This is a genomic window from Dichotomicrobium thermohalophilum, assembly GCF_003550175.1.
GTDB classification, from domain to species: domain Bacteria; phylum Pseudomonadota; class Alphaproteobacteria; order Rhizobiales; family Rhodomicrobiaceae; genus Dichotomicrobium; species Dichotomicrobium thermohalophilum.
In genome coordinates, this window is record NZ_QXDF01000001.1 from 119,680 (window position 1) to 131,798 (window position 12,119).

Consider the following 12,119-nt stretch of genomic DNA (forward strand, 5'->3'; position numbering starts at 1 on the left):
CACCAAGCAGCGCGCGCTAGTAGCTGATGATCTTCGTATCTGGCGCCATCAGGATTTCGCGGAACTCCGGCCCGCCAACCTTCACGCCGTCAATCCGATCCTCGATCTTCAGCCCGGCCTGCTCGGTGCAACTCGGGCAAAGATAGACTTCGCCGCCGGCGTCGATGATCTCCTGAATGCGCTCATGCGGCGTCTTGCCGGTAAGGGCCTGCACGTGCTGCGGCACATTCTGATTGGCAAACGCCACGGCATGAACGTTCAGGAACAGCACGACATTGCCGCCGTCTTCCTGAACCCGGCGGGCGAAGCTCATCGCCATCTGCCCGGTCCAGACATCGGCGCTGGTGAGATTGATAACCAGCCTGCGGTCGTTCTGCGCGTTGGCCGCGCCGAGCGGCAGAGCGAGCGCGAAAGCCATGACAATGGCGAAAGCAAATCTTCCCATGATCGTCTCCTGAGCCTGGAAGATCAGGATGACGTGCGTTTCTTGAAATTCCATTGCGTTCAAGGGAACCGACACCCGGAGCTGGATGTTATGAGGCCGGCCGCGTCCTGAACCGGACATTTTTGCGGAATTCATCCTTTTGCTTTTCCATCAGCGACGGGCCATGACCCCGTCGGCTGCGCGGAACTGCCATGTCAATCGCCCAGACCAAGGCCGTCGAAAGCTCATCTTTCCCGACCCCGCCGGGGAGCCCGCAATCCGCGCTGAAAATCTCCGCGCTACTGGCAGGTATCGGGCTTGTCATCGTCGGTAACAGCCTTCAGGGCACGTTACTCGGCGTGCGCGCGGGGCTGGAGGGCATGACCGCCGAGACCATCGGCGCCTTCATGTCCACCTACTTCATTGGCTATGCTGTCGGCTCGGTGTTCGCGCCGGGGCTTGTGGAGCGCGTGGGGCATATCCGCGTATTTGCCGCGCTCGCGTCGGTGGCCTCGGCGGTCGCGCTGGCGCACGCCATCATCGTGGAAGCCAGCGTCTGGGTGGCGCTGCGCTTCATTCACGGGGCCTGCCATGCAGGGCTGATCGTCATCGCGGAAAGCTGGCTGAACGCGGGAACCGAGCGCACGAACCGCGGCCGGGTGCTTGGCATTTACGGCGTCGTTGCGAATGTCGCCTGGATCGTCGGGCAGCTAATGCTCAACTTCTCGCCGCCGTCGAGCTTCGTGCCTTTCGCAGTTGTGTCGATCTGTCTCTCTCTGGCGCTGGTGCCGGTAAGCCTGTCGCGCGCGGGCGTCCCTGGCGTCGTCTCGGCATCCCGGAGCCGCTTCACGCGCCTTCTGGAAATCTCGCCCGTCGGGCTTGTCGGCACCTTCTTTGTCGCGCTGAGCATGGGCGCGTTCTGGGGCATGGGACCGACCTTCGCGCAAGATATCGGCCTCACCGATGCAGGTATTTCGCTGTTCATGGCCATCGCGATGACTGGCGCGCTGCTGCTGCAATGGCCGCTCGGCTGGGTGTCCGACATCACCGATCGGCGCAAGGTCATCCTTGCCGCCTCAGCCGTGGGCGCGCTGGCCTGCGTGGGCCTTGCGCTGAGCGTGAACCAGACGCTGACCGTCCTGTTGGCGCTGTCCTTCATCTTTGGCGCGCTGACCTTCCCCGTCTATTCGCTCTGCGTTGCCCACGCGAACGATCAGGTCGAGCGCGATGAGGTCGTGGCCGTGGCAAGCGGACTGACCCTGGTGTTCGGCGCGGGCGCGGCAATCGGCCCGTTCGCCGCGAGCCTCGTCATGGCGCAAATCGGCCCCGCCGGGCTGTTCGTTTTCTGCGCAGCGGTGCTAGCGCTATTTTCGGGTTATGGCCTGTGGCGCATTCGCAAGCGCGCGCCGACCGCACCGGAGGAAAAGGAAAGCTTCGTTGTCATGCCGACGGGCACGACGCACGCCTCGATGCCGCTGCACAAGCACGGCAGTGGCAAAGCGCCGGGCGAAAAAGCGCCGGCGTGATGCGCTAGCGCCCGCTCGCCTGCGCGCGGCGCCGATCCAGTGCCCGGACAATAGCCGTCAGGATGACCGCCGCGGCCAGCAGCGCCAGCGCCGTCAGCACGTTGTGGAGCAACTCCGGCGCAAGGATGAGGACCACTCCCATCCCAGCCATCATCAGACCCGAGACGAGCTTGAGCGTCCGCCCCTCCGTCTCGCTCAGCCGTCGCGCGCCGAGCGTGGCGGTGAACACCACGACCACGAGCAGCAGCGGGATGACATAGACGATGTTGTAGAGCGCCAGCCAGGCGTAGCGCGCCGCACTCGGCAGGTCATTCATCGTCAGCACCTTGGTGTAGACCAGTGGGAAGCCGCTCGTGCACAGCAGCTCATAGCTGTTTGCCGCGATCGCCAGAACGACTGTCCCGGCCAGCAGCCCGGCGAGGCTGCGCATCCCGATCAGCCGGCGCATCCGCTCGAACAGGCCCGGCTTGGCGGATTCGGGGATCGACAGGCTCGGCCCCTGGCCGAAATACACGTAATCCTTGATCGACAGCGCCCCGATCCCGAGCGCGACCAGCCCCGCGGCCACCGTGATCCACTGCAGGTTCTGCAGCACAAGAAACAGGTTCAGCCACGCCGCCATGAACACGAAATACATCGCCGCGGAGAAGAACACGAACACGCCGCCGACAATGGCGATGCGCAGGCGGCTCTTCGCGTGAACCATCAGGCTCAGCAGCGACAGCAGCACGAAGAACGCGCACGGGTTGAAGGCGTCCAGCCCGCCCAGCACCAGCGTCAACGCCGGGAGCGAAAGCTGCTCCGCATCCAGCTTGCCAAACAGCGGCAGCTCAACCGTCAGATCGTCGGGCGTCTCGCTGGCCATCTGGGACTCGGGCTGCTGGCCCGTCAGCCGCGCGTGGCACTGATCAGCGATCCGCGCGATGCGCGCGCCCATTCCGCTGGCATTGTCGAAGCCGACCAGCATCTCCCCGCACAGGAAAAAGGTCGGCACGGCCTCGGGCTCGCGGCCGAACTCCCGCGAGAGCATGAAGAAAAAGCGTTCATTCGCCTCGCGTTCAACGGCCAGCTCTTCGAGCTCCAGCCATGGGCGCGCCTCGGCGATCTCACGCACGACCGGCTCGGCGTCGGCACAATGCGGGCAGGTCTGTGAGTAGAAGAAATAGAGCTTGAGCCGGCGCTCGCCCTCCGGCGCCTCGGCGAACCAGACGGGGCCGAGTTCATCCGGGCTTTCGGCCTGCGCACTGACCGAAGCGGGCAGCCCCATGAACAACAGCAGCAAGAGGAAGCCAATCTGGCGCAACATCACGCCCGGTGAAATCGCCCGCGCAAATCCATCGTCACGCCTTGTCATGATGCAGCGCCACCAACGTCGCAACAACGGACTTGATGCCTTCACCGAAGCGCGAACATAACCGAAGCGATCAGCATGAGCGCGGTCAGCGACCAGCAAATAGCCACGAGATTCTGGCGGCGGGTCATGTCCTATCCTCAATCATAATAAAACTGTTCGGAAATCACGTTGCCGCTGGATACACCGAACGACAGCAGCGTCTTCTCGACACCTTCGATCATCGGCTGCGGCCCGCAGATGATGTAGCGCCACGCTTTCGCATCTGGACGGTCGAGGATCGTGCGCAGCAGGTCCGCGTCGATGACGCCGCGATGGCCGTGCCAGTCGGGGGGCGGCTCAGCCAGCGCGTTTTCGACCTGCAGGTTCAGGTCGTTCTGCATGTCGTGCAGTTCATCCGCGTAAACGATCTGCTCTCGAACGCGGTTACCGTACAGAAGCACGATGGGCCGCTCGTCGCGCTCGTGATGCAACTGCCGAAGGATGCTCAGCACCGGCGCGATACCGACTCCGCCAGCGATGAGCGCGATCCCCGGCACCTCCGAGCCGGGGATCGTGAGATGCCCATGCGGCCCGTCCAGGTAGCAACGGGTGCCGGGCTGGACCCCGCCGATCCGGCTGGTGAAGTCACCCGCCTCCTTGATGACGAAGGCAAGGTGGTCTCCGTCGGCCGGCGCAGATGCGATGGAGAACGGATTTTCAGCCAGCGAGAACGGGCTGTGGCCCACGTTGAGCCAGACGAACTGCCCGGCGGCGAAGTCCAGAGGCCGTTGCTCTGGTGCGATGCTAAGCTCCCAGATACGCTGCCCAAGCGGCTCCACCGAGCGCACCGCAAATGGCTGGCGAAGCTGAAGCAGCGGTTTGACCAGATAGACCCAGATCAGCGTCGCCGCCGCTACGGCCAGAAGCAGAATCCAGAACCACCAGAGCCACGGGTGCGCGCTGTAGCGCCCGGCCTCCAGCGTATGATGCGCGCCGAAACCTGCGACGACCACCGCCGCGAAGCCGTGCGCCGCGCGCCAGCCCTCATAGCTGCCGCTACGCTGCTCGCGGAAGATGGCGAACACAACCATCACCATCAGCGCGATCCATGCGATCGCTCCGGTCAGGAAAGTTGTCGGAGTCAGGCCCAGCGTGTAACGCGCCGTCTCGTCCCAAGGCAGCGGCCGGTTCATGAACGGCGTGACGTACAAAAATGGATGCAGGAGGATGAACACCGTGAAGGCCCGCGCCATGAGCTGATGCACCCGCATCGTCGCGTCGATACCGATCTGGCCGGAAATGGTTCGGAACCGTCCCGAAAGCAGGAACTCGACCAGAACGCCGGAAAAAGCGAGCAGCGCCAGTGCGGAGGACAGCTCGTCGCGCCAATGCCGCGCCGGCAGGCCCTGCGCCCAGGCCAGCGCCAGCGGCGCGAGCAGCACGACAAGATAAAGCCCCAGCAACAGCGCCGCCGGAAGCGCGAAAGCGTGCGTTCTTGACCGCGCCATATCCGTCTCCCCCCTTTTGCGTGCCGGCTCAGTCGGCGCCGTGTTCGTGCCGTGCGATGAAGTCGGTCACGAGTTGCGCGACGTCCTCCGGCCGGTCCTCCATGGCGAAATGCCCGCACGCCGGCAAAATGTACAACTCCGAGTCCAGTATGGTTTCCCGCAGCTTGTAGGCCCAATCGACCGCCTGCCAGGTATCGGTCTCACCCCAGATAAGCTGGACCGGCTTGCTGCCCAGTTCCCACACGCGGTCTGCAATCTCCTGCGTGTAGCGCGGGTCGTAGTGCGCGACCTGATGCTGGAAGAAGCTGGCCTGCCCCACGGGACCAGAGATCATGTCGAGATAGACATCGAGCGCGCCCTTGTGGAAGCTGTCGACATCCGCCACGGCCGACTCAAGCCAGTTCCGGAAATGCGCGCGGTGCTGCGCCTCTGGCGCCCGGATCAACTTCTCGAGCCCGCCCTGCATCTGCTGGCGCGTGCGCGGGGACGGCCAGCTATCGAAGCTCACCGTGTCGATCAGCGTTAGGGAGCGCACGCGATCGCGGAGGACTATGCCAAACCGCTGGGCAACCGCCCCGCCGATATTATGAGCGACGATATGCGCGTCGCTCAGCCCCCAGTGGTCCATGAGAGCGGTCAGGACCGGCATCTGCGCGGCCACCGAGGTATCGACCGCCGGGTCGGCCGGGCGCTCCGAGTGACCGAAGCCGAGCAGATCAAAAAGATGGACCCGGTATCGCTCAGCCAGACGCGGCGCGACATTGCGCCAGATGTAAGAGAAACTGGGCGTCCCATGGAGCAGGATGACCGGTGGGCCGTCGCCCCGCACGCCGCAAGCGATGCGGTACCCACCGATCAGTGTGCTCTCAGGGGTCAGATTGACCATGCTCCGCCTCCTGGCTGCCGTCTTGACGGCTATCTCACTCTGCCCCCGACGCTCCCATAAACGAATTGACGCTCGGCGATAACAGTAAGACAGTTTAGGCGGGCCTGCGGGCGCGGCGCTTGCACATTCAAATCGCTTGAAAATCAAGAAAGTTCCATGACGCAAAGTTCTAATGACGCTGCCGAAAAGCCTCAGCCGCAAGAGGAAAGCCCGAAGCAGGAAGCCAAGCGGATTTCGGAGGCCCGGCGGCTCCGCGCCGCGATTCTGTATGAGGTGATCCGCGTCGAGGGCGAAGGCGAGCTGGCGCGCACCTGGCGGGCGCTGTGGTGGTCGGGCCTGGCGGCTGGTCTGTCGATCGGCTTTTCGGTGCTCTCGCAAGCGCTTCTGGCGGCCAATCTGCCGGATGTAGGCTGGAACACCATCATCGAGAAAATGGGTTATTCCGTCGGCTTCATCATCGTGATTCTGGGTCGGCAGCAGCTCTTCACCGAGAACACGCTGACCGCAGTTCTCCCCGTCATCACGGCATGGAAGCTCTACTGGCTGTGGATCATGCTGCGCCTGTGGGCGATTGTGCTGGTCGCGAATTTGGTCGGCGCGTTCATCTTTGCGCTCGCCATCGCCTATCTCGGCATGTTGCCGCCAGACGTGTCGGCGGAGGTCGCGGCGATCTCCGAACACATGATGGAGAACTCGCCCGCGGAGATGTTCGTCAAGGGCATTGCCGCTGGCTGGCTCATCGCCGCCCTCGTGTGGATGCTGCCATCGGCGGAAAACGTCGAAATCTTCCTGATCGGGCTGATGACCTACCTGATCGCGCTGGGCGGTTTCACGCATGTCATCGCGGGCTCCGTCGAGGCGTTCTATCTGTGGGTAACGCAGGCCGCGACGACCTTGGACGTCTTCCTGAAGTTCCTGCTGCCGGCCCTGGCCGGAAATGTCGTCGGCGGAACGATCCTGTTCGGTTTGCTGAGCTATGCGCAGGTGCGCGACGAGATCACTTAACGGCGTGGTGCGAGGCGCGCAGCTTTTGCTCCGCGCGCCTCTGGCGGTCAGACACGCGAGAGGAACCAGACGTTCGTCGGGTCGTGCTCGAAGCGGTGCTGCTCGATGCTCTGGAACCCGGCGGCACGGAGCATCGCCTCGGCTGTCTCCCAGCCCCACATCGTGCCGAGACCCTGCCCGCCCTGACCAACGGAAATCGGCGTGCAGTGCGCGCAGGAAATCGCGTAGAGCATCGCCGCCATGGGGAACTCCATGTTATTCTCCAGATGCGCCGAGCCGCCAATATCCTGCATGACATAGACTCCACCCGGCCGGAGCGATCCTGCCAGCCCGTTGATCAGCCCCTGCGGGTCCTTCTGGTCATGGACCGCGTCGAAGCTGAAAATCAGATCCCAGCGGTTCGGCTCACAATAACCGGTCAGGTCGCGGACTTCGTAATGAACGTTCTCTGCGCCTGCGTCCCGCGCTTTCTCCTGGGCGTGAGCGATTGCATCCGGGCAGAGGTCGTAACCGACGAACCGGCTCGCCGGGAAACGCTGGCTCATGGCCAGAAGCGCCTCGCCGCGGCCGCAGCCGGCGTCCAGAACGTCGATCCCCGCCGCAAGCCGCTGATCGACCCCCTCGAAGGCAGGAAGCACGGCATCGAACAGGCTGGAGATGACGGTCTGCTGGCTGTCCTCCGCCATGATCTCGTGAAAGCAGGGATAGTCGCCGTAGGTTGTGCCGCCGCCCGTCTCGAAGCACTTCACGACGTCATCCTGCACCGCGCCGATGAGCGAGGTCAGCCGGCTGTAGACCGCGAGGTTGCCAAGCGGCGCGCCCCGCGTCAGGCAGGCAGCGTGCTCCGGCGGCAGGTGATAGGTCCGCCTCGCCGGATCGTATTCGACCACGCGGCCGCAGGTCATCACAGCGAGCCACTCGCGGATGTAGCGCTCGGCAAGCCCTGTCTTTTGCGCGATTTGCTCGCTGGTCGCCGGCGGCATCTCGGCGAGCGTGTCGAACAGGCCGAGGCGATGGCCGATCGCCATCATGCCCATGACGGCCGCGGTATCGAGCGCCTCGGCGATCTTCCCGGCGAAGGCTTCGGCGCGCGCCTGGTCGAATGCTGGCGGGGTGAAGGTCTGAACAGACATGACAGTATCCTTTCCGTTGAAGAGAACGGCAGCCTCGATACGCCCTGCGCGCGTCGGGCGACAGAGCGGTTCGCGCCAGGAGCGGGCGATTTCTGCCAGGGCTAACTGGTCAGCGCACTTTTGCGGGTGGGACTGTTTTCGCGCCGGGTAGGAACGGCGAAAAACTGCCGTCCGAACCGCCGGCGATAGGCGCTCGGTGTGATGCCCACGCAGCGGCGAAACAAGCGACGAAAGAAGCTCGGATCTTCGTAGCCGACCTCGACCGCGATCTCCTCGACCGGGCAATCCTCCGTTTCGAGCATCTGCTTGGCTTCTTCCAGCCGAAGCGTGTGCACGTAGCTCATCGGCGTCAGCCCGGTCGCCTTGACGAAGCGACGATTGAAGCTGCGTTCCGCCAAGCCGCTGGCCGCCGTCATACCGGCGACCGGTGCGGGGTCGGTGTAGTGATGCGCGATCCAGTCCTGCGCGCGGGCGATGGCCGCATCCTCGACAAGCTGCGAGCGCACGAGCGCCGCAAACGGCGACTGCCCTTCGCGGTGCCAATCGATGAGGTAGAGCCGGGCGATCTTGACCGCTTCCTCGGCGCCCGCATACCGCGCGATCAGGTAGAGCGCAAGATCATGCCAGGATGCGCCGCCGCCGCTGGTTATGACACGCTCGCCTTCGCGCACGCCGATCAGGGTGCGCTCCGCGCATACGCGGACGGTCGGGTTCATGCGCGCCAGCGCGTCGCAGTAGGCCCAGTGCGTCGTCGCCTCCTGCCCGTCGAGCAGTCCGGTCGCGGCCAGCAGCAGCGCGCCTGAGCAAACGGACGCGACGATGCCGCCAGCGTCGTGAACCCCGCACAGCCAGTCGCACTCCTGAGCGAACGCCGAGGGCTCAAACGCATCGGGTGGCAGATGAATTTCAGGGACTATGGCAATGTCGGGAGACGGATAATCCGCCAGCCGCTGCTGCGGGACGAGCTGGACGCCATTTCCGCCCTTCAGCGGATCGGCGGAAGTGGCAACTACGACCGGCGCGAAAGTCGGCGGGCCGGGGTTGCCGGACATCACCAACTCCCAGTCGCGGCCCGGCGAGTTCAGGACGTCATAAAGCCCGTAGAGCGTTGACCCGGTGACTCCGGTCGTGGCCAGAAGCGCGACGGTCAGCGGGCGATCCAGCGGAGTCATGGCGGAGACAGGCTTTCACTTGGAGATCAATCAATTTCGGCGAAGCATAACAGACTTCGGCAGAGCTGGCGCAGAAATTGACCGTGGGGTCAGCCAAAGAGCTTCCGCCAGAACGTCCGAACCAGGCGCAGTTTGGTGAGCTGGCCGATAATAAGCGGAACCACACTGCCAATGCCGATGAGGATCCAGCCGTTCAGCCCCGGATCGACGGTCTGCAGCGCATCGGAAACATACGGCACATAAAGCGCGGCAAGCAGCAGAGCGACGCCGATCGCGATCGCCCCCCAGACATAGCGGTTGGTCAGCACAGGATCTGCGGCGAGGGGCGTCTCCGGCTCGCGCATGTTCAGCGTATGCAGCAGACGCGCCAACGAGAAAGTCGCGAACGAAATAGCGACCGCGCGCGTCTCGCTCATATCCAGGGCCAGCAGCGCATAGGCGAACACCGCCAGCACGGACCCGCCGATCAGAAGCCCGTACCCGCCGATCGTCGCCCAGTGGCGACGCGTCAGAACCGCCTCGTCCGTGCGACGCGGCGCCTCGTTCATGGTCTGCCCGCCCGGCGTGACGCCCAGCGCCAGCGCGGGGAAGACGTCCGAGATGATATTTATGTAGAGGATTTGCAGGGGCAGGAGCGGCAGCGGCGCGTTGATGAGCGCGACCGCCGACACCGCGAAAATCTCGCCCGCGTTGCCGGACAGCATGTAGATGATGAACCGACGGATATTGCGGAAGATCGCACGGCCTTGCGCAACAGCGTCGACGATCGTCGCGAAGCTGTCATCGTTCAGAACCATCGCTGCGGCTTCGCGTGCGACCTGCGTGCCGCGCCGGCCCATGGCGATGCCGATGTCCGCCTTTTTCAGCGCTGGCGCGTCATTCACGCCATCGCCAGTCATCGCGACGATCGATCCGGTATCCTGATGAATGTCAATAAGGTCGAGTTTCTGCGCCGGTTCGACGCGAGCGAAGATGTGCGTATCCAGCACCCGCTTCCGTTCTTCCTCGTCCATCTCGTCGAGCGGCCGTAGCTCACCGCCCTTCATCACGCGCGCCTCTTCATCCGCACGCACGAGGCCGACCTCCCGCGCGATGGCAACGGCGGTCGCCGGGTGGTCGCCGGTAATCATGACGACGTTGATGCCGGCGTTGCGGCAGGCTTCGATCGCCTCGCGGATACCCTCGCGCGGTGGGTCGATCAGCCCGACGAGGCCCAGCAGCGTCAAGTTGGTGTAGGGCTCGGCATCCTTGTCATTCTCCACCTTCTGAGCCAGGGCCAGCGCGCGCAGCCCCTCTGCGGCCATCTTCTCATTCCGGTCCACCCACGCTTTCTTATCGTCATCCCCGAGGTCGCGCGCACCCTCGCGGGTCAGGACCTTCTCCGCAGCAGACAGAACCGCCTCCGGGGCTCCTTTTACGGCGAAGCGGTAGCCTTCCTCCGTCTCGTGGACCGTCGCCATCATCAGTGTTTCGGAGTCGAACTCGACGCGCCGCGCCTCCGGCATCGCCTCCAGCAGCTCCCGCCGGTCCACATCCAGCGTTGCGGTGCCAACGACCAGTGCCCGCTCCATCGGGTCGCCAGTCGTGTCGTCCTCCTCAATGCCTGCCGTATTGCACAAGGCCGCGACCTCGAGCGCCGCGCGCAGCGGCCCACTGTCACCGATGTCAACGGGCTTGCCATCACGCGTCAGCTCAGCCTTATCACCGCGTGTGTCAGCCTGCGCCACCCTCACCGGCCCGTCCGCAACGACAAGCTCCGACAGCGCCATCCTGTTCTCGGTCAGCGTACCTGTCTTGTCGCTGCAGATGACGTTGACGGAGCCGAGCGTCTCCACTGCTTCAAGCTGCTCGATGAGCGCGTTGCGCTTGGCCAGCCGCCACATCCCGCGTGCCAGCGCGATACTCGCCACCACCGGGAGACCCTCCGGGATCGCAGCAACCACTAGCGCAATGCCTGTTTCCACCATCAGGTAAAGGTCGCGTCCGACCGTGATGCCAATGACGCTGACTGCTGCCGAAACAACGAGAATCACGATGATGAGACGCAGCGCGAGGTCATCCAGCCGCTGCTCAAGCGGGGTACGCGCTTCGGCCGTCTCCTCTGCGAGTTCCGAGATACGCCCCAGCTCGGTCCCTTTGCCTGTCGCCACCACCACGCCGATCCCGCTGCCGCTGGCCACAGCCGTGCCCTTGAACACCATGCTGGCGCGTTCGGCGAGCGGCGTGTCCTCAGCGACCGCCTCGGGCGACTTGGTGACGGGGACGGACTCGCCCGTCAGGCTGGACTCGTCGCTGGTGAGATTGCCGGCCTCCAGAACGCGCAGGTCGGCCGGAACGATGTCGCCTGCGTTCAGAACAACAATGTCCCCGGGCACGATTCCTGCCGCCTCGATGCGCCGTTGCTGGCCGTCGCGGCGGACGGTCGCCTCGGTGCGCTCCATGCGCTTGAGCGCCTCCATCGAGCGGGTGGCGCGCAGTTCAGTGAAGAAGCCGATGCCGACATTCAGGAGAAGCGCGATAAGGATGGCGATGCCCTGGACGATCTCGCCGAAGCCGAAGGAGATGAGCGCTGCGAGCAACAGCAGCGCGGCGACCAGGCTCTTCACCTGATCCACCAGAATTTCCCACATGCCGCGCCGGCGGTGCTCCGCGAGCTTGTTGCGGCCATGCTTGCGCAGCCGCCGGCGCACTTCGGCGGAGTCGAGGCCAGCCTCGGGATCAACCCCGAGTTCGGCGACAACATCCTCTCGGGATTTCGCAAATGCACCGCCCAAGCCGCGCCTCCCTCACATTTGTTCGTGCCACCCCTGAAAGACGATCATATACAGGGTTCGTGGCTGCATCATTGCGAGACGTCGTTAACCTGGGCGGGAACGGGTGAAAGCAGGCGCCGACCGCCGCACGGGGTTGCCCCCGATCGGCGGTCTGCAAGAGTGGTGGTCAGAAAAAGTAGGCGTAGATGACGCCGACAGCGAGGATCGTGCCAAGGACAAGCCCGACGAGCACGTAAACCACGGGCAAGTCGGGCCGGCCCTGCCGCGCCTCCTCCGGCGACAGCTCCACGTGTTCGTGATGCTCGTCGTCCTGAACCCTTTTCATATCGTTTCTCCCCAATTTGGAGACCACGTGTTA

General features: G+C 64.4%; 10 protein-coding genes. 2 read left to right on the top strand and 8 right to left on the bottom strand.

The features are described 5' to 3' along the window. Positions 1-16: 16 nt before the first annotated feature. Positions 17-445 (bottom strand): DsrE family protein, encoded by a 429-nt coding sequence (locus tag BXY53_RS00520; protein WP_170144272.1) that lies wholly within the window; start codon positions 443-445, stop codon positions 17-19. Positions 446-636: 191 nt separating this feature from the next. On the opposite strand from BXY53_RS00520, the gene BXY53_RS00525 reads away from it, so the two are divergent. Further along, positions 637-1,950 (top strand): MFS transporter, encoded by a 1,314-nt coding sequence (locus BXY53_RS00525; RefSeq protein ID WP_119060011.1) that lies wholly within the window; start codon positions 637-639, stop codon positions 1,948-1,950. 4 nt (positions 1,951-1,954) lie between these two features. On the opposite strand, the gene BXY53_RS00530 is transcribed toward BXY53_RS00525, so the two are convergent. The 3 genes from BXY53_RS00530 to BXY53_RS00540 form a co-directional block, all read right to left on the bottom strand. Continuing rightward, positions 1,955-3,304, bottom strand: a complete 1,350-nt coding sequence (locus BXY53_RS00530; protein ID WP_210209107.1) for a thioredoxin family protein — start codon at positions 3,302-3,304, stop codon at positions 1,955-1,957. Between the two features lie 137 nt (positions 3,305-3,441). Then, entirely contained in the window at positions 3,442-4,791 is a 1,350-nt protein-coding gene (locus tag BXY53_RS00535; RefSeq protein WP_119060013.1) for a ferredoxin reductase family protein, read from the bottom strand. 28 nt (positions 4,792-4,819) lie between these two features. Next, positions 4,820-5,677 carry an alpha/beta fold hydrolase gene (locus BXY53_RS00540; protein WP_119060014.1) on the bottom strand — a complete coding sequence of 286 codons (858 nt, stop codon included), beginning with the start codon at positions 5,675-5,677 and terminating at the stop codon, positions 4,820-4,822. A gap of 156 nt (positions 5,678-5,833) precedes the next feature. Between BXY53_RS00540 and BXY53_RS00545 the strand changes: the two genes are divergently transcribed. Further along, complete coding sequence (locus BXY53_RS00545) at positions 5,834-6,682, top strand: formate/nitrite transporter family protein (protein WP_119060015.1); 849 nt, start codon at positions 5,834-5,836, stop codon at positions 6,680-6,682. A 47-nt stretch (positions 6,683-6,729) separates the two neighbouring features. Here BXY53_RS00545 and BXY53_RS00550 read toward each other — a convergent pair whose 3' ends face one another. The 4 genes from BXY53_RS00550 to BXY53_RS14040 all read right to left on the bottom strand — a co-directional run bounded on the left by BXY53_RS00550 (position 6,730) and on the right by BXY53_RS14040 (position 12,086). Next, the gene (locus BXY53_RS00550) at positions 6,730-7,815 is read right to left on the bottom strand and encodes a class I SAM-dependent methyltransferase (RefSeq protein WP_119060016.1); all 1,086 of its coding nucleotides are present in this window, start codon (positions 7,813-7,815) and stop codon (positions 6,730-6,732) included. 101 nt (positions 7,816-7,916) lie between these two features. Beyond that, positions 7,917-8,987, bottom strand: coding sequence for a GlxA family transcriptional regulator (locus tag BXY53_RS00555; protein WP_119060017.1), 1,071 nt, complete (start codon positions 8,985-8,987; stop codon positions 7,917-7,919). Positions 8,988-9,076: 89 nt separating this feature from the next. Then, complete coding sequence (locus BXY53_RS00560; protein ID WP_119060018.1) at positions 9,077-11,761, bottom strand: cation-translocating P-type ATPase; 2,685 nt, start codon at positions 11,759-11,761, stop codon at positions 9,077-9,079. Between the two features lie 166 nt (positions 11,762-11,927). Next, positions 11,928-12,086 carry a hypothetical protein gene (locus BXY53_RS14040; protein WP_170144273.1) on the bottom strand — a complete coding sequence of 53 codons (159 nt, stop codon included), beginning with the start codon at positions 12,084-12,086 and terminating at the stop codon, positions 11,928-11,930. Positions 12,087-12,119: the final 33 nt, after the last annotated feature.

What these genes read in the sequence shown, in the direction of transcription:
- BXY53_RS00520 (WP_170144272.1), bottom strand. Translation starts at nt 445, where the DNA reads ATGGGAAGATTTGCTTTCGCCATTGTCATGGCTTTCGCGCTCGCTCTG.
- BXY53_RS00525 (WP_119060011.1), top strand. Translation starts at nt 637, where the DNA reads ATGTCAATCGCCCAGACCAAGGCCGTCGAAAGCTCATCTTTCCCGACC.
- BXY53_RS00530 (WP_210209107.1), bottom strand. Translation starts at nt 3,304, where the DNA reads ATGACAAGGCGTGACGATGGATTTGCGCGGGCGATTTCACCGGGCGTG.
- BXY53_RS00535 (WP_119060013.1), bottom strand. Translation starts at nt 4,791, where the DNA reads ATGGCGCGGTCAAGAACGCACGCTTTCGCGCTTCCGGCGGCGCTGTTG.
- BXY53_RS00540 (WP_119060014.1), bottom strand. Translation starts at nt 5,677, where the DNA reads ATGGTCAATCTGACCCCTGAGAGCACACTGATCGGTGGGTACCGCATC.
- BXY53_RS00545 (WP_119060015.1), top strand. Translation starts at nt 5,834, where the DNA reads ATGACGCAAAGTTCTAATGACGCTGCCGAAAAGCCTCAGCCGCAAGAG.
- BXY53_RS00550 (WP_119060016.1), bottom strand. Translation starts at nt 7,815, where the DNA reads ATGTCTGTTCAGACCTTCACCCCGCCAGCATTCGACCAGGCGCGCGCC.
- BXY53_RS00555 (WP_119060017.1), bottom strand. Translation starts at nt 8,987, where the DNA reads ATGACTCCGCTGGATCGCCCGCTGACCGTCGCGCTTCTGGCCACGACC.
- BXY53_RS14040 (WP_170144273.1), bottom strand. Translation starts at nt 12,086, where the DNA reads ATGAAAAGGGTTCAGGACGACGAGCATCACGAACACGTGGAGCTGTCG.